This window comes from Thermoanaerobacter sp. CM-CNRG TB177, assembly GCF_018588165.1.
Lineage (GTDB): Bacteria > Bacillota > Thermoanaerobacteria > Thermoanaerobacterales > Thermoanaerobacteraceae > Thermoanaerobacter > Thermoanaerobacter thermocopriae.
In genome coordinates this window covers 1-15,670 of record NZ_JAFCAC010000051.1, presented here as the reverse complement: position 1 = coordinate 15,670, position 15,670 = coordinate 1, and the positions used below count along the sequence as shown (strand labels likewise).

20 protein-coding genes are annotated in these 15,670 nt (G+C 33.2%); 4 read left to right on the top strand and 16 right to left on the bottom strand.

Going from position 1 to position 15,670, the window contains the following annotated elements:
- Positions 1 to 165: 165 nt before the first annotated feature.
- Positions 166 to 417: an AbrB/MazE/SpoVT family DNA-binding domain-containing protein gene (locus I4N53_RS04550; protein ID WP_012994270.1), complete on the top strand. Its 252-nt coding sequence runs from the start codon at positions 166 to 168 to the stop codon at positions 415 to 417.
- A gap of 35 nt (positions 418 to 452) precedes the next feature.
- Here the strand turns inward: I4N53_RS04550 and I4N53_RS04545 are convergent, their stop codons facing one another.
- The 3 genes from I4N53_RS04545 to I4N53_RS04535 form a co-directional block, all read right to left on the bottom strand.
- Positions 453 to 1,322 carry a cation diffusion facilitator family transporter gene (locus tag I4N53_RS04545; RefSeq protein ID WP_012994269.1) on the bottom strand — a complete coding sequence of 290 codons (870 nt, stop codon included), beginning with the start codon at positions 1,320 to 1,322 and terminating at the stop codon, positions 453 to 455.
- A 136-nt stretch (positions 1,323 to 1,458) separates the two neighbouring features.
- Positions 1,459 to 2,277 (bottom strand): 16S rRNA (cytidine(1402)-2'-O)-methyltransferase, encoded by an 819-nt coding sequence (rsmI, locus tag I4N53_RS04540; protein ID WP_214495703.1) that lies wholly within the window; start codon positions 2,275 to 2,277, stop codon positions 1,459 to 1,461.
- 2 nt (positions 2,278 to 2,279) lie between these two features.
- Positions 2,280 to 3,026, bottom strand: a complete 747-nt coding sequence (locus I4N53_RS04535; protein ID WP_012994267.1) for a tRNA1(Val) (adenine(37)-N6)-methyltransferase — start codon at positions 3,024 to 3,026, stop codon at positions 2,280 to 2,282.
- A gap of 138 nt (positions 3,027 to 3,164) precedes the next feature.
- Between I4N53_RS04535 and arcA the strand changes: the two genes are divergently transcribed.
- Positions 3,165 to 4,388: an arginine deiminase gene (arcA, locus tag I4N53_RS04530; RefSeq protein ID WP_012994266.1), complete on the top strand. Its 1,224-nt coding sequence runs from the start codon at positions 3,165 to 3,167 to the stop codon at positions 4,386 to 4,388.
- Between the two features lie 120 nt (positions 4,389 to 4,508).
- Here arcA and I4N53_RS04525 read toward each other — a convergent pair whose 3' ends face one another.
- From I4N53_RS04525 to I4N53_RS04465, 13 genes are all read right to left on the bottom strand, one after another.
- The gene (locus tag I4N53_RS04525; RefSeq protein WP_013149596.1) at positions 4,509 to 5,387 is read right to left on the bottom strand and encodes a stage 0 sporulation family protein; all 879 of its coding nucleotides are present in this window, start codon (positions 5,385 to 5,387) and stop codon (positions 4,509 to 4,511) included.
- 2 nt (positions 5,388 to 5,389) lie between these two features.
- Positions 5,390 to 6,364 carry a DNA polymerase III subunit delta' gene (holB, locus tag I4N53_RS04520; RefSeq protein WP_214495702.1) on the bottom strand — a complete coding sequence of 325 codons (975 nt, stop codon included), beginning with the start codon at positions 6,362 to 6,364 and terminating at the stop codon, positions 5,390 to 5,392.
- Between the two features lie 8 nt (positions 6,365 to 6,372).
- Positions 6,373 to 6,810, bottom strand: a complete 438-nt coding sequence (locus I4N53_RS04515) for a YaaR family protein (protein ID WP_012994263.1) — start codon at positions 6,808 to 6,810, stop codon at positions 6,373 to 6,375.
- Positions 6,811 to 6,820: 10 nt separating this feature from the next.
- A complete protein-coding gene (locus I4N53_RS04510) occupies positions 6,821 to 7,150 on the bottom strand; it encodes a cyclic-di-AMP receptor (protein WP_012994262.1) in 330 nt (109 codons plus the stop codon).
- A gap of 12 nt (positions 7,151 to 7,162) precedes the next feature.
- Positions 7,163 to 7,777 carry a dTMP kinase gene (gene tmk / locus I4N53_RS04505; protein ID WP_214495701.1) on the bottom strand — a complete coding sequence of 205 codons (615 nt, stop codon included), beginning with the start codon at positions 7,775 to 7,777 and terminating at the stop codon, positions 7,163 to 7,165.
- Complete coding sequence (locus I4N53_RS04500; protein ID WP_013149593.1) at positions 7,774 to 9,198, bottom strand: aminotransferase class I/II-fold pyridoxal phosphate-dependent enzyme; 1,425 nt, start codon at positions 9,196 to 9,198, stop codon at positions 7,774 to 7,776. The genes tmk and I4N53_RS04500 overlap by 4 nt, the downstream gene beginning before the upstream one ends.
- Positions 9,199 to 9,264: 66 nt before the next feature.
- Positions 9,265 to 9,489 (bottom strand): sigma factor G inhibitor Gin, encoded by a 225-nt coding sequence (locus tag I4N53_RS04495; RefSeq protein WP_013149592.1) that lies wholly within the window; start codon positions 9,487 to 9,489, stop codon positions 9,265 to 9,267.
- A 135-nt stretch (positions 9,490 to 9,624) separates the two neighbouring features.
- Complete coding sequence (locus I4N53_RS04490; protein WP_013149591.1) at positions 9,625 to 10,197, bottom strand: DNA-3-methyladenine glycosylase I; 573 nt, start codon at positions 10,195 to 10,197, stop codon at positions 9,625 to 9,627.
- A gap of 10 nt (positions 10,198 to 10,207) precedes the next feature.
- Entirely contained in the window at positions 10,208 to 11,155 is a 948-nt protein-coding gene (locus tag I4N53_RS04485; protein WP_028992547.1) for an ROK family protein, read from the bottom strand.
- Between the two features lie 382 nt (positions 11,156 to 11,537).
- Positions 11,538 to 12,761 (bottom strand): NAD(P)/FAD-dependent oxidoreductase, encoded by a 1,224-nt coding sequence (locus tag I4N53_RS04480; RefSeq protein WP_028992548.1) that lies wholly within the window; start codon positions 12,759 to 12,761, stop codon positions 11,538 to 11,540.
- A 46-nt stretch (positions 12,762 to 12,807) separates the two neighbouring features.
- Positions 12,808 to 13,341 (bottom strand): YeeE/YedE thiosulfate transporter family protein, encoded by a 534-nt coding sequence (locus I4N53_RS04475; RefSeq protein ID WP_012994254.1) that lies wholly within the window; start codon positions 13,339 to 13,341, stop codon positions 12,808 to 12,810.
- A 16-nt stretch (positions 13,342 to 13,357) separates the two neighbouring features.
- Entirely contained in the window at positions 13,358 to 13,585 is a 228-nt protein-coding gene (locus I4N53_RS04470; protein ID WP_003867363.1) for a sulfurtransferase TusA family protein, read from the bottom strand.
- A 20-nt stretch (positions 13,586 to 13,605) separates the two neighbouring features.
- Positions 13,606 to 14,259 (bottom strand): YeeE/YedE thiosulfate transporter family protein, encoded by a 654-nt coding sequence (locus I4N53_RS04465; RefSeq protein WP_214495700.1) that lies wholly within the window; start codon positions 14,257 to 14,259, stop codon positions 13,606 to 13,608.
- Positions 14,260 to 14,457: 198 nt separating this feature from the next.
- Here I4N53_RS04465 and I4N53_RS04460 point away from each other — a divergent pair, with 198 nt between their 5' ends.
- Together I4N53_RS04460 and I4N53_RS04455 are read left to right on the top strand one after the other, a co-directional pair.
- Positions 14,458 to 15,351: a LysR family transcriptional regulator gene (locus tag I4N53_RS04460; RefSeq protein ID WP_214495699.1), complete on the top strand. Its 894-nt coding sequence runs from the start codon at positions 14,458 to 14,460 to the stop codon at positions 15,349 to 15,351.
- Positions 15,352 to 15,363: 12 nt separating this feature from the next.
- Complete coding sequence (locus I4N53_RS04455; protein ID WP_013149586.1) at positions 15,364 to 15,582, top strand: sulfurtransferase TusA family protein; 219 nt, start codon at positions 15,364 to 15,366, stop codon at positions 15,580 to 15,582.
- The last annotated feature ends 88 nt before the right edge of the window (positions 15,583 to 15,670 follow it).

The following is a 15,670-nucleotide window of genomic DNA, read 5'->3' as shown; positions in this document are numbered from 1 at the left end:
AATATTACCAAAAAAACCTCATTTTTAAACTTTTCTCTTATGTAATAAAATTTATGTTATTAACCTTAAAAAATTCCAAAAAAGGTGTTGACTTATTTTTCAAAACTTGGTATTATTATAAGTGAAGTTAAGTTGTCGAATTTTGTAACTCAGGAGGGGAGAAAAATGTTGAAATCCACAGGTATTGTAAGAAAAGTAGACGAATTGGGAAGGGTAGTAATACCAATTGAGCTCAGGAGGACACTCAACATAGCAGAGAGAGACGCTCTTGAAATTTATGTTGATGGAGAACAAATAGTCCTCAAAAAGTACGAGCCTGCTTGCATTTTCTGTGGCAATGCTGAAAATGTAATAAACTACAAAGGCAAAAATATATGCAAAAATTGCCTTGCAGAGTTAAAGAAATCTGTAGACTAATAGCAGGAAAAATAATAGGAGGGTCCATCCTCCTATTATTTTTCCTCTTCTTTTTTTCCTTCCGGTTCTATATGGATTATCACGTGTGAATCAGGGAATTTATCCATTATTTGTTTTGAAACTTTATGGGATAACTCATGGGCTTCTACTATGTTGTAATTTCTGTCTACTCTCACATGAACATCTACCTCTCTCTTAGTGCCGGATTTCCTCGTCCTTAGTTTATGGAAACTGGTAACTTCAGGATTAGCTTTTATTATGTTCTCTATTTCTTTGACCTCCTCATCAGGTAGACTGCTATCTGTCAAATCTTTTAAAACTTCCTTTGTCAAATCAAATGAAGTTTTTATAATAATCAACGCAACAAAAATGGATATAATGGGGTCTAAAATGGCTAATTTAGTAACTTTTATAATTACAAGCCCTGTAGTAACTCCTAACGAAGTAAATACATCCGTCAATAAATTCGTTGCATCTGCCTTTAAAGCAATAGAATTCTCTTTTTTAGATACTTTAAACAAAGTGTATGAAACAATTCCTTTTACAAAAGATACAAACAACATAACTGCAATTCCCATTTCTAATTTCTCTACATACGTGCCAGCAATTATTCTTCCAACAGCTTCATATATAATAAGTACAGCAGCAAAGAATATTAAAATAGCCTCTATAAAACCAGAAATGTTCTCATATTTATTGTGTCCGTAAGGATGGTCTTCGTCTGCTGGTTTTACTGATACTCTTATCGAAAAAAAAGCAATTATACTGGCTATTAAATCTATTGAAGAATCTACAGCTGCCGAAATTACCACCATTGAATGCATTAACACTCCCGCAACCAGTTTCATAATTATTAATGCGCTATTAGAAATCATAGATAATAACGCTGCTTTCTGTTTATCCATGGCATCCTCCAAATTATCAATTGAAATTTAACCTATTGATATACATTATATTTGATTCCTAAAAAATAGTCAAATATTATTAACGTAAAGTATTGAAAATCAAATTCAATTGAAAATGGTAATTATCCCCAACTCTCTATTTTTTTCCTATAATAAGTTTATACACTTGACTTTTTGGTATTCCCAATTCTTTAGCAGCTCTTTTAATCGCCTCTTTTTTATCCATTCCTCCCTCAAGGTATTTTTGAACTAATATTTCTGGTTTTTCTTCAACTTGTTGTTTTTGCGCTCCTTCAATAATTAGTACAATTTCTCCTTTTATTTCATCTCCCAATTTTACCAAAACCTCATCTACTGTCCCTCTTATGAACTCTTCATGGATTTTAGTAAGCTCTCTTGCTATAACAACCCTTCTATCAGCTACATAAGATTTCAATTCATGAAGAGTTTCCTTAAGACGGTGAGGAGCTTCATAAAGTATAATAGTTCTTTCTTCCTTTAAAATACGGTTTAGTATTATTTTTCTTTCTTTGCTTTTTGTTGGTAAAAAACCTTCAAAGACAAAAGAAGAAGTATCTAATCCTGAAGCAACCAAAGCAGTAATTGCAGCAGTTGGACCCGGTAATGGTACAACTTTTATATCTTCTTCTATGCAAAGTTTCACAAGGTCTTCCCCAGGATCTGAGATTGCCGGTGTACCCGCATCTGTAACCAAAGCAATTGACTTTCCTTTTTTCAATTCCTCTATAAGTTTTGCCCCTTTTGTCTTTTTGTTATGTTCATGGTAACTGGTAAGAGGTTTTTTTATATCAAAATGATTTAAAAGTTTAAGAGTTTGTCTCGTGTCTTCCGCAGCTATAATATCAACTTCTTTTAAAATTTTTAAAACTCTTAAGGTTATATCTTCTAAATTACCAATAGGAGTAGGGCATAGATATAATATACCATAATCCATTTCTACCCCTCCTCTAATTTCTCTTTCGAGTATATTTCTACAATTTCTTTTGTATACTCCCCGTTTTTTTCATACACATAAAGGGAAGGCAATATATTTAAACCTGGTTGAGAACCTTTTTTAGATTCTATTAGAAGAAGATTGGGCTTACTATCTACATAAGGATATACAAATCTTAATTTTTTAGGTTCTAAATTGTATTTTCTTAAAAAATACAATATGTCAACTAATCTTTCTGCTCTATGAACCATAAAGAATTTTCCCCCAAATTTTAGAAGTTTTGAAGCAGCCTTTATAAATTCCTCAAGTCCTCCATATATTTCGTATCTCGCAATATTTTCTGATTTTCGTTTTTTATCAAACCCTGCTTTTACTGGCATATAGGGAGGATTTGAAGTAACTATATCAAATTTTTCATATCCTAGTGTTTTTTCTATCCCTCTTACATCACCTTGTATTATTTTTATTCTTTTTTCCATATTATTAATAACTACACTTCTTGTAGCCATATCTGCCATATCTTCTTGTATTTCAACACCATAAATAAATGTATCATAAGTTTTAGCAGCAATTAATATAGGTATTATGCCAGTTCCACACCCTAAATCTACAATTTTATCTCCTTTTTTAGCAGTAACAAAATTAGCAAGCAATACCGCATCCATTCCAAATTTAAATTTATCCTTGTGTTGAATTATAACTAAATTTTTTAAATTTAATTCGTCTAATCTTTCTCCATCTTTCAACATTCTATCACCTCTACAATATTCTCGATTTATTTTATCACAAATATCAAAAGTTTTTATTAACTTTTTAAATACGTATTGAAAATTAAAGTAGTGCACAGTATACTATATAAAGAGTTTAAACATTAGGAGGAGGAAAAGTTGACAAAAGTAGTTACCGCTCCCCGCGTATCTTCAGAAATAAATAAATTAAAAATGGCCATTTTGCACAGGCCAGGGAAAGAATTGGAAAGATTGACCCCACAAAATTTATCCGAACTTCTTTTCGATGATATCCCGTGGGTTAGAAGAATCCAAGAAGAACACGACAACTTTGTAAAAGTATTGCAACAAAATAACGTCCAAGTGCTTTATTTGCAAAACCTTTTAGAAGAAATATTAAAAGAAGAAAATGTAAAAGAAAAATTTATTGATGAATTACTTCAAGTAAACGGAGTAACCTCTCCAAAAATCAATAACTATTTAAAAGAATTCCTTAAAGAAAAATCTCCAAACAATGTTGCCGAAATAGCAATTGCAGGTCTGGCTTTAAATGAAATAAAGATAAAAAAATCTATGATGGGTTTAGCAGAATACATATACCAAGACAATTATTTTTATATAAAGCCTCTGCCCAACCTTTATTTTACAAGAGACCCCGGAGCAATGATAGATGGTGGCTTAATGATAAGTTCTATGAAAACAGCAGTTAGAAGGCCAGAGACTTTGATATTAAAATATATTTATAAATATCATGAAATTTTTAGAAAAAATAATGTTCCTTGGTGGTATGATGATAGCTACCCTCACTCCATAGAAGGAGGAGATGTACTGATATTAAGCGAAAAAGTTATTGCAGTAGGATGTAGTGAAAGAACAACCCCTCAGGCAATAGAACAACTAGCCCACAATTTATTTGAAAAAGGTTCCTCTGTTGAAAAAATATTAGTAGTGCAAATCCCTATAAACCGCTCATATATGCATTTAGATACAGTTTTTACAATGGTTGACACAAACAGATTTGTGTTTTATCCAGGAATAAAAAACGATTTGAGAGTATTTAGCATCATAAAAGAAGAAAAAGGTTTCTCTATAAATCAAGAAAAAGATTTGCAAACTGCATTAAAAAATGCTCTGAATCTTTACACAATAGATATAATACCTACAGGAGGTCTCAATGCAATAACTTCTGCAAGAGAACAATGGAATGACAGCACAAATACTTTAGCTATTGCTCCGGGAGTTATTGTGGCCTACTCCAGAAATGAAATATCTAATAAAATAATGGAAAAAGAAGGAATAAAGGTAATCCCTATTGAAGGATCAGAACTTTCAAGGGGAAGAGGTGGTCCTCGCTGTATGACTATGCCCCTTTTAAGAGAATAATTTTTAGTTTTTATATGATAAAACCAGTTAATAGTATTCTTACATCATTATAAACCCACGGGATATTTTATGGAAGTGGTATTTTCTATTTAAAAAAACAGAATAAAAAATAGAGGAAATTTATTCCTCTATTTCCTCTATTTTTTCTAGTTCCCCTTCATAATTTTCTTCAATTTCTTCTTCCCTTTCCTCTATAACTTCTACTTCTTCAGGATCATATTCTTTTATTATCTCTATTCCTTCTGCATTTTTCACTTTCACTTTGAGTTTTCGTCTAATCACATCTACCTCTGCAATTTTCATTTCTTTATCTCCAACTCTTATTATGCTACCAACTTTTGGAAGTTCTGCTTTAATTTTATCATACATCTCCTGTTCATATTTTAAACAACACATTAATCGACCACAAATGCCAGAGATTTTAGTAGGATTTAAAGACAAATTTTGGTCTTTCGCCATTTTGATAGAAACAGGTTCAAATTCCCCTAAAAAGGTGGTACAACACAGAGGCCTTCCACAAGGTCCTAAACCTCCTATGATTTTTGCTTCATCCCTTACTCCTATTTGTCTCAGTTCTATTCTCATCCTAAAAACAGCAGCCAAATCCTTCACTAACTCTCTAAAGTCTACTCTGCCTTCAGCAGTAAAATAAAATATGACTTTGGTGTTATCAAAAGTGTATTCTACATCGATTAAATTCATCTCCAAACCATGTTGTTGTATTTTCTCAAGACATATCTCAAAAGCCTTAGCTTCTTTTTTCTTGTTTTCATAATAATGTTCCACATCCTCTGGCGTCGCAATCCTTATTACTTTTTTTAGAGGAGCCACAATCTCTTCTTCAGCTACTTCTTTTATGCCGACAACTACTTCGCCAAATTCTATTCCTCTTATTGTTTCCACTATAACCTTGTCCCCTATTTCTATTGGCAAATCTCCTGGGTCAAAATAGTATATCTTCCCCGCTTTTTTAAATCTTACACCTACAACAGTAACCAAAATTATAAACCTCCTGCCATATCCAAAAGTAGATTTTCTACCGCTAATTGATAGTTTACATTTGAATTAATCTGCGAATTAAACTGTTCTATTTTATTAATTATATTATTGAGCTTATTAATAGTCAATTGAGATTCCATTTGTTGTATTTTATTTAAAAAATCTATATTTTTAATAAAAGAGGCATCTTTTGTAACCTTATAAATTAACAAATCTCTCACATAATAAAGCATAATTTTCAAAATTTCTTCTATATTGTCTTTATTTTTATCAAAAAATTCAAATTCTTCTATAACTTCAAATCCCCTAATTGTAAGAATTTTTTCTATTTCTTGTATCGTTTCTTTTCTAAAATTTAAATATTCGTTATCAGTTAATTTATTAGCTTGATCAAAATTTCCATCAGCAATATGAGCTAACACTTCTGCCTCTTTTTCGGGAATATTTTGTTCACATATTAAATAGTTCTTTATGGTATTTTTACTTTCCTTACCAAAGCGAACTATATTACAACGAGAGATGATGGTAGGGAGAAGCTTCTGTTGTTGCGATGCAATCAATATAAAAAGGCCATATAAGGGAGGTTCTTCTAAAGTTTTTAAAAAAGCATTTTGTGCTGATACAGTCATTTTATCAGCTTGGTCTATAATAAAAATCTTTTTGTTAGCTTCATAAGGTCTTATATTAATTTCGTTAGTTATATATCTTATGGTATCAACTTTTATAGAATTCTCCTCTGGCTCTATAAAAAATACGTCTGGATGATTTTTACCCATTAGCTTTAGGCAAGAGCTACATTTAAAGCAAGGCTTTTCAGTTTCCTTTTTGCAATTTACCATTATGGCAAAATACTCTGCCATAAATCTTTTCCCTAAGCCTTTTTCTCCTACAAGCAAATAAGCATTTGAAATTTTATTTTGAGATATTACATTTTTAAAAATATTTAATACTGTTTCATGCCCATAAATTCTATACACGTTATCACCTATGAATATATGTCTATTAATAATCCTCTTATATCATCTATCATTTTTAAAAGTTCTAAGTGTTTGGAATCCTTTAAAAATTCTTCTGTAAGCTTTTCTAGTTTGCCATTTACTTTTTCTACTAGAGAATAAATTTTCTTCCTTCCTCTTCCGTCGAGATATTCTTTTTTTGTGTATTTTAACATACCATTTGTCGCTTCTTGCAAAAACTTCTTTACAAGTTTTTTGTAATTAATTAAGTCCTGCAAAGTCAGACTCTCTTTTAATTTTTGTGCTGCACTGTCTATCTCTGATAAAATCTCACTTAATTTGTCTTGATGAAATTGATCTAATTCTTCATCAAAAGTATCAATAAATTTTTTAGTAACTCTAGACTTATTATACTCACTTTTTATATCAGAAGAAATTTTAGGAGATTTCACTTCTTGAATCCTCATGTCAAACACCCTAAATCCTGAGAAATTTTTCTACATTTAACACGAAAACTGTAGCTCCACCAATCGTAACTTCAACAGCTTGAGGCAGGAAAATGTCTGTTGCACCACCCATAGGCGTAGGAGAAGTAATTATTCTATCGCGAGTTTTACATTTTTGTTCTATTATGCTGATAACATCTTCTAATTTTTCGTCTTCTACACCTATTATCAAAGTTGTATTGCCAGACCTTAAAAATCCTCCAGTAGATGCTATTCTCGTAAAGCTAAATCCTCCCTCAGTCAAACCATCCATAAGTCTTCTCACATCTTCGTCCTGCACAATAGCTAACACCAGCTTCATGTTAACCCTCCTTTACAACAAATATTTTTTTACTGCATCAATTATGTCTTGATGCACTTTGACAATCTCTTGCATTCCGTCTATAAATACAAACCTTTTAGGATATTCTTTAACAAGCTTAATATACCCTTCTCTTACTTTTTTATGAAAATCCCAACTTTCTCTTTCTAACCTATCTGCTTCTCTTTTGCCCCGCCTTTTCATCGCTTCTTCAGGAGTAATGTCTATATAAATTGTTACATCAGGCAAAATCCCCATTGTAGCTATTTCATTAACTATCTTAACCTTTTCTATCCCTAAGCCCCTCGCATAACCCTGATACACATAAGAACTATCCACAAAGCGGTCTAACAATACAATTTTGCCTTCCTCAATAGCCGGCAAAATTTTCTCTTCCACCAGCTGAGCTCTTGAAGAAGCGTATAAAAGCATTTCTGTGACTGGAGAGATGAAATTATATTTATCCAATAAAATATCTCTCACTTTTTCTCCTACGTTTGTTCCTCCAGGTTCCCTTAATACCAAAATATTATAACCCTTTTTTAAAAGATACTCCTTCAGAAACTTTATTTGAGTAGTCTTACCACATCCATCTATTCCTTCGAAACTTATAAATTTCCCTTTCATATTTCACACACCAATAGGCTGTTATTTTTATTAAGACCTAATATCTTAATACCTTTATTATATAATACATTTATATATTTTACCATATCTTTTTTTATTCGCTCTCCTGGACACACAAGCGGAACTCCCGGAGGATAAGGAATAATAAAGTCTGCACAAATACTGCCTTCCGCATCTTCCAAAGATACCCATTTAGTCTTTTGCCTTATCGCTTCAGCAGGTTTTAAAACCATTTCTGGAACATCAGGATAATCTTCTATTTCTACCTCTAATTTTTTATCTTTTTTTAGATTTTTCATATTTGCAAGCCCTTTTATTAAAAGTTCAACCTCTTCCTTATTATCTGCTAATGTAATCATGGCAAGTATATTAAAAGTATCAGCCATCTCTACTTGTATATTAAAATTCTCCCTCAAAAAACCTTCTGCTTCAGGCCCCGTTATACCTAAGTTCTTTACACTTATAGTAAGTTTGGTTTTGTCAAAGTCAACAATGCCGAAGCTACCTAATATTTCTTCCCCTAAACACCTTACTCCCCCAAGAGTGTTTATCTCATGTCTTGCATAATCAGCAAGAATAATCGCTTTTTCTAATCTGTTTTTACCTTCCTTCTCCATGTAATCTCTTGCAAGGTCAAGAGAAGACATAAGAAGGTAGGAAGGAGATGTTGATTGAAAAAGGCTTAGAAAATATTTCAGTCGATTTGTATCTACTCTGTCCGAATTCAAATGAAGTATAGAACTTTGAGTAAAAGAAGACAAAGTTTTATGGATACTTTGTACTACAATGTCTGCACCTACCTGTAAAGATGAAAGAGGTAAATTACCAGAAAAAGGAAAGTGAGCTCCATGAGCCTCATCCACAATTAAAATTTTATGGTATTTATGAACGATATCGGAAATTTTTTCGATATCACTACAAAATCCATAATAATTTGGATAAGTTATCACAACTGCTTTTATAGACTCATTTTTCTTTAAACATTCTTCTAGTTTGTCTATATTAACTCCCATTGGGATGCCACTTTCGTAATCAATTTCCGGGTTTATGTAGAAAGGTACTGCTCCTGTTAGTACAAGGCCGTTATATACAGATTTATGAGAATTTCTCATTATAAGCACTTTATCATCGGGATCTAAAACTGCGTACATCGCTGCATATATCCCCGAGGTCGTCCCATTTACAAGAAAAAAAGATTCTTTCGCCCCAAAAGCTCTTGCTGCAAGTTTTTGTGCCTCAAGTATGGGACCTTCGGGATTGTGAAGGTTGTCAAGTCCTGGTACCTCTGTTAGATCAATCTTTGTTAAATTGACAAGATATTCTTCTGGAAAAATCCTTCCCTGTTTATGACCTGGCATGTGAAAGGGTATAATCTGTTTTTTTACATAATCCATAAGGGCTTCATATAATGGAGCTGTCATACAATCCTCCGTATAATCATAATTTCTTGTTACTTTGATTATACCATAAAAATATGAAAACCGGACCTACATCCGGTTTTCATACCTTATACCCTTCATATAACCTTCCCATATGTCTATCATTTTTTGCTTGTAAAAATCATAACTTTCATCAAAAGGAGATAAATCTATTAATTTTTCTTGGCAATTTGTACAGAGAAATTTCCCTAATACTTCTATTCCATCTTCTGATTGCTGTTCGCATATAAAGCATTTCTTTCTTGTTGCTATGCTTTCCATAGTCAACACCATCTTTCAAAATTTTCTAATGTAATTATTCCCTTTTGTGCAAAAATATATTCACCTTTTTATATTTCAATTTCATTATATTTTTTGTTAAAAGAAAAAAAGCAAGTCTTAATCAAATTGCACCAGGCTCTGCCTGTATTATTTAAAAGTCTCAATTAATTCCTTATATCTAAAACAACTAATTAAATGGTCATTTACTATACCTACCGCCTGCATATATGAATATATAATAGTAGAACCTATAAAAATAAATCCTCTTTTTTTAAGCTCTCGGCTTATTTTATCCGACAATTCAGTTTTAGAAGGTATATCTTCAATTCTTTCCCATTTATTTATTATAGGTTTATAATCTACAAAGCTCCAAATGTACTTATCAAAACTCCCAAATTCTTGTTGTATTTCTATAAACCTTTTTGCATTGTGCACTGAAGCCTCTATTTTCTTTCTGTTTTTTATAATTCCACTATTTTTTATAAGCTCTTCTATTTTCTTTTCATCATATTGTGACACTTTTATAGGGTCAAAGTCAGCATAGGCCTTTCTGTAATTTTCTCTTTTTTTTAAAATAGTAATCCAACTAAGACCTGCTTGTGCCGATTCTAAAACCAAAAACTCAAAATGTTTTTTATCCTCATGAACAGGCACTCCCCATTCTTCATCGTGATATTTTATGTAAAGGTCATCACCCAAACACCAAGGACACCTATTCATATTCCACCTCTTATAAAAGTAATGCTGCCGCTCCTAAAACACCCACGTTTTCTCCAAGCTCTGCTTTTACTATTTCACACACCGCAGCGTTTGGCTTTAAAGCTTTTTCCTTTATTGTTTCCATCATTTTATCATAAAGCATCTCCCATTGAGTAGATACGCCACCACCTATGGCAACTCTTTTTGGATTATAAAAAGCCATGATATTTGATATTCCCACTCCAAGATAAAAAGCTTCCTTGTCTACCAATACTTTTGCAAACTCGTCTCCTAATTTTGCCGCTTCAAATACATGTTCTGATTTTACCACTCCATCTTTGGCTAAATCCTTTATCATTGTATTCTCTCCGTCTTGAATTCCTTGTTGTGCAAATCTTGCAATAGCTGTGCCAGAAGCAAAGGCTTCAAAGCAGCCATAATTTCCACAGTTGCATCGAGGTCCATTGAAATTTATAGTATGATGCCCAATTTCAGCTGCATTTGAATTTTCTCCGCTATAAAGTTTTCCTTCTATTATCACGCCACCACCAATTCCAGTGCTTACAGTGATGTACACAAAATTGTCTATACCTCTTCCCGCGCCAAACAAATGTTCTCCAATAGCTGCAGCATTTGCATCATTTTCTAATTTTACTTCAAGTTCAAGTTTACGAGATAAAATATCCACAATGGGAACATTGTCCCAACCCGGAAGATTAGGTGGACTTACAACTACCCCCCTTTTAGCATCAAGGGGCCCTGGAGACCCAATACCAACCCCTTTTAAATCAGATAATTTCAACCCTGTTTCCTTTAAAACATCATAGATACTTCGTTCTATTCGATTAATCACTTCTTCTGGCCCTTTTTCAGCCATAGTAGGTATTTTTATGCTTTTTATAATAGTGCCCTTCTCATCTACAAGGCCTGTACTTATCTTTGTCCCTCCTAAGTCAACACCGCATAGGATTCTCCCCATTTTTATCCCTCCATTCTTCACTGTTTTTAAATATAGTATCCTCCATTTTGCTATTAAAGTCAATATAATAAAGAAATGCCCAAAAGGGCATTTCAGACTGATGACAAACTTTCGCAAAGTAGATATTTTACATAAGTTGCGACTTGTGACAAAGCGCTAACAAAACTTAGCAAGACTGAGGATGGAGGCGGGGCCGAAGCCAAGGAGGGCGGAGGCGGGCACTTGAGACAGGACGTCGAATGTGCCCGGTACCCCGCCGTAATCCGAAAGTCGCGCTTTAGCTTTGTCGCTTTGGAACTTCGGAGCAACGATGCAAAATATCTACTTTAAATAATTTTTGGTTCTTTGTTAACAAAGCTGAAATGCCCAAAAGGGCATTTTCTTATATACAGCTAAGCAATTCTTTTTCAAAATCCTCTAAGTCATAAATATGCTTTGCCACCTTGCCTTCTTTTACAACAGCAATGCAAGGTACTTTTTCACAATACAGCCTCTTAGCAAGTCTGTCAGACTTATAAATATCTATCCTACACATTTTCAGTTTATCAGCATATTTTTTATGGAATTCCTCAACCTTCAAAAGATATTCTCTGTCTTTTGCCTCAACAGCATTGTAAACATATGCTAATACTGTCTCTTTAGCTTTCAAAATTTCATTCGTAAAGTAATCCGTTTCCTCAATATATTTTTCTGCCATAACACCCGCTATTGCACCATCTCCTACCGCTGTAGCAACTTGCCTTAAAAACTTATCTCTTACATCTCCAACAGCATATACTCCGTCAATATTAGTTTCCATATTCTCGTTAGTTATAATATAACCTTTAGGTGTCATGTTTATTAGACCTTTGAATATCTCTGTATTAGGAACATAACCTATAAACAGAAAACAACCATCTACATCTACAGGAATTAATTCTCCTGTCTTCAAATTCTTAAGAACAACTCTTTCTAATCTTTCATTCCCTTCAAAAGCTTCAACCATTGTATTCCAATGGAATATCATTTTTTCATTTTTTAGTGCTTTTTCTTGAGCCACCTTGTTTGCATCCATTATGCCTTCATCGTGGATAACGGAGACGTGTACTTCTCTCGCAAACTTGGTCAAGAATATTCCCTCTTCAATAGCTGCATCTCCACTTCCAATTATCATAACCTTTTTATCTGTATAGTAAGCCGCATCACACGTGGCACAAAAAGATATTCCTTTATCGTATAAAAAGTTCTCTTCCCCTTTAGCACCTGTAAGCCTTGGCTTGCCTCCTGTCGCAATAATAACAGCCTTAGCATAATAATCAACCCGGAAAGTAGAAACTACTTTATAGTCTTCTTCTATTCTCAAGCCTTTTACATCGGTAAGCTTTATTTGAACACCAAACCTTTTAGTCTGTTGCTCAAATAATTTCATCAACTCAAGTCCAGCAATTGGTTCAGGAAATCCCGGATAATTCTCAATTTCACTGGTATATGTGGCAAGGCCACCAACGAGAGACTTTTCAATTAAAAGAGTTTTAAGTCTCGCACGTCCACAATATATAGCTGCTGTCATTCCAGCAGGTCCACCGCCAATAACTACTACATCATAATATTCTTTTTTCTTTTCCATATAAACCCCCTCCTAAAATTTAGGTGGCTATAAGCCACCTAATTATTTACATAAAATATTTGACTAACAGTTTACTGCCAATCCACGCTCCAATTAGTATAAATACTGTATATACCCAACCATGGAGAGACATGGATGATACGCCACTGAAAAATGCTCCAATATTACATCCAAAAGCTATTCTTGCACCATATCCCATTAAAAGACCTCCAAGTATAGCCGCAACAACTTGTTTATGAGATTTTATCTTTTTAATTTTAAACTGCGAAGCTAAAAGAGTAGCCAAAAAAGCTCCTAAAATAATCCCTATATCCTGAACTGAACCTGTATTTGTGAAAACACTTTGAGTGAGTGCTTTTGCATGAGATGGGTTTTGGAAATAAGTCCAAGTCTCTGGATGTCCTCCTAAAGCTCTAAATATCCACGCACCCCAGTAGGAAAAAGTCGTCGTAATACCCCATGGATGCCCAGAAAATGCGAATAAAGCTATATTTAAAAGTCCTAAAAGGACTGCTCCTGTCCAATAACTCCATGCATCTTTTATTATTTTCTTAAAAAAGGGATGCTCCTGGAAATTCATTTACTTTCACCTCCCTTTACTTAGTTTTTTCAATATAAACCTCCCACTGGCCATCATCAACTTCTTCAATTTCTACATTGTATCCCATGTTTCTTGCCCATTCTGGCACATTTTTCATAGCACAACTATGGTCTATCTCTACAATCAATACATCTCCAACTTTTAATTTCTCCATTTCCTTTTGAGTTTTCAAAAGTGGTACTGGGCAAGCCTCTCCTAAACAATCAAGTCTGTATTCTGCCATACAAATCTCCTCCTTAAAAATTAATTTTTTGCATTAAATCTTTTATACTCATACCATTCTGCAAGTATGAAAAGTAGACCTAACAATATTAGTTGTCCAAAGAATGCAACTCCCCAGCCAAATACATCTGGTAAAAACACTTTAGGTGATTTAGCTATAGAGACTTTGGTCCACCATCCAAAGTCCCTTGCACCCCATAAAGAACCTATGATAAAGAATATTATTGACAACCACTGCATCATAAACCCTTCTCCAACTCTCATCAAAGTTCCTGAAGCACAACCTCCAGCTATGACCATTCCTATCCCAAACATTGTAGCTCCTATTACTGTGTGTATTCCAACAGGTGCAATATTACCAGGAATGGCTTCTCCTCTTAAATAAGCATTGTATTGAATTGCGGCAAATCCTATTGTGGCAATCATAAATGCTACAATCACAGCTCTGGTAAGTGAAGTACTACCCGTTAAAACCGGGTCTCTCAAAGATGCAGTAAAGCAAAATCTAGCTTTTTGAAGAACGAAGCCAAAGGCAATTCCAAAAGCCCAATAGAGCCCTAACTTAGGCGATTGCTTTGATAAAATTATGCCTATAATGACAATTACAACTAAAAGTGCAACTCCATAAGGGAACTGATTTGCCTTTTTCTTTTTACTTTTTTTCACCGCCTCCATTTATATCCCTCCCACTTTGTTATTATTTTAACGTTCCAATTGTATTATACTATAACTTTTTGTCCTTTTATCATTTAAAAATCTTATACAATATAAGTTTTCTTTATATCAAACTTGTAGTATAATTAAATTAAACGTTGTATTAAGTCATGTCTTTAACAATATTCGACAAGTTTTTATCAAAAAAGGGGGAGACATATGAATATCAATAATTTGAGAGCCTTCTATAAAACAGTTTATTATAAAAGCATTTCATCTTCTGCAAAAGAATTGTATCTATCTCAGCCTGCCATAAGTCAGCAAATAAAAGCCCTTGAAAAAGATTTAAAAACTACTCTTTTAAAGAGAAGCAATAGAGGTGTAATTCCAACACCGGCAGGAGAATTAGTTTATCATTATGCAGAACGGATTTTAAATTTATATGACAATATGATACAAGACCTACAATGTTGTGAAAATGACCGTATAAACAGACTAACAATATCTTGCTGTCCTACCATCGGCCAATACGCTTTGCCTTGCGCTCTTCATGAATTTAAAAAGAAAAATAAAAACATTACACTCCACGTAGAGCACAATTTTAGCAATGAAGTAATCCATCACATAAAAGAAGGAGGCACTGATATAGGATTTATTGAAGGCTGTTATTCTGATGAAAATATAAATTGCATTCCTCTAGGAGAATTTAAAATGCATTTTGTCGCTAGTGGCAATTGGGAATTGAAAAATTTGCCAAAAAATAAATTATTCTATTATAATTTCTTTATCATTCATAAAAACTGTGCCTCGCGAAAAATAATCGAAGAGACACTTCTTGAATATGGTATTGACATAAACAAATTAAAAATTGAAATGGAATCACCTTCTATCGAATCAATAAAATCTTCAATTGCTGCAGGGCACGGTCTATCTATTCTGCCTTATATTTCCATAAAAAAAGAGTTGTATACAAAAACCCTCACTATTGTAGAAGTAGATAACATCGAGTTTAATTACACCTATTCACTTATCTATGACAAAAAAATTCATAAAAAAATTAAGTCTGATTTTATTGATTTTTTCAAAAACTCAGGTAAAACTTTCTTCTGTTAAGGGTGATAAAATATGATGCATGAACTTATGACTTTTGGAGAAATATGCCCATTACCTCTTTTAAAGGCTATTGAAAAATACAAAAAGATGGAAAAAGGTGATATGTTAAAAATCGTGGTGGACCATAGCTGTTCTTTAAAAAACATACAGGAATATTTTTTAAAGCTTAATTGTTCAGTGGAAATAGATGAAGTTCTAAATGGAGTATGGGAAATATATATAAAAAAATAAACTCCTTTTCAGGAGTTTATAAAGGGGGCTTTTGTAAAATTTTACCGGCAGCGACCTACTCTCCCGCGAAAGCAGTACCATCGGCGCT

What these genes read in the sequence shown, in the direction of transcription:
- rsmI (WP_214495703.1), bottom strand. Translation starts at nt 2,277, where the DNA reads ATGGATTATGGTATATTATATCTATGCCCTACTCCTATTGGTAATTTA.
- I4N53_RS04470 (WP_003867363.1), bottom strand. Translation starts at nt 13,585, where the DNA reads ATGGCAGAATACAGACTTGATTGTTTAGGAGAGGCTTGCCCAGTACCA.
- tmk (WP_214495701.1), bottom strand. Translation starts at nt 7,777, where the DNA reads ATGAAAGGGAAATTTATAAGTTTCGAAGGAATAGATGGATGTGGTAAG.
- I4N53_RS04495 (WP_013149592.1), bottom strand. Translation starts at nt 9,489, where the DNA reads ATGGTGTTGACTATGGAAAGCATAGCAACAAGAAAGAAATGCTTTATA.
- I4N53_RS04545 (WP_012994269.1), bottom strand. Translation starts at nt 1,322, where the DNA reads ATGGATAAACAGAAAGCAGCGTTATTATCTATGATTTCTAATAGCGCA.
- I4N53_RS04550 (WP_012994270.1), top strand. Translation starts at nt 166, where the DNA reads ATGTTGAAATCCACAGGTATTGTAAGAAAAGTAGACGAATTGGGAAGG.
- I4N53_RS04535 (WP_012994267.1), bottom strand. Translation starts at nt 3,026, where the DNA reads ATGTTGAAAGATGGAGAAAGATTAGACGAATTAAATTTAAAAAATTTA.
- I4N53_RS04500 (WP_013149593.1), bottom strand. Translation starts at nt 9,198, where the DNA reads ATGACAGCTCCATTATATGAAGCCCTTATGGATTATGTAAAAAAACAG.
- I4N53_RS04480 (WP_028992548.1), bottom strand. Translation starts at nt 12,761, where the DNA reads ATGGAAAAGAAAAAAGAATATTATGATGTAGTAGTTATTGGCGGTGGA.
- I4N53_RS04515 (WP_012994263.1), bottom strand. Translation starts at nt 6,810, where the DNA reads ATGAGGATTCAAGAAGTGAAATCTCCTAAAATTTCTTCTGATATAAAA.
- I4N53_RS04510 (WP_012994262.1), bottom strand. Translation starts at nt 7,150, where the DNA reads ATGAAGCTGGTGTTAGCTATTGTGCAGGACGAAGATGTGAGAAGACTT.
- I4N53_RS04485 (WP_028992547.1), bottom strand. Translation starts at nt 11,155, where the DNA reads ATGGGGAGAATCCTATGCGGTGTTGACTTAGGAGGGACAAAGATAAGT.
- I4N53_RS04465 (WP_214495700.1), bottom strand. Translation starts at nt 14,259, where the DNA reads ATGGAGGCGGTGAAAAAAAGTAAAAAGAAAAAGGCAAATCAGTTCCCT.
- I4N53_RS04475 (WP_012994254.1), bottom strand. Translation starts at nt 13,341, where the DNA reads ATGAATTTCCAGGAGCATCCCTTTTTTAAGAAAATAATAAAAGATGCA.
- I4N53_RS04455 (WP_013149586.1), top strand. Translation starts at nt 15,364, where the DNA reads ATGATGCATGAACTTATGACTTTTGGAGAAATATGCCCATTACCTCTT.
- I4N53_RS04460 (WP_214495699.1), top strand. Translation starts at nt 14,458, where the DNA reads ATGAATATCAATAATTTGAGAGCCTTCTATAAAACAGTTTATTATAAA.
- I4N53_RS04490 (WP_013149591.1), bottom strand. Translation starts at nt 10,197, where the DNA reads ATGAATAGGTGTCCTTGGTGTTTGGGTGATGACCTTTACATAAAATAT.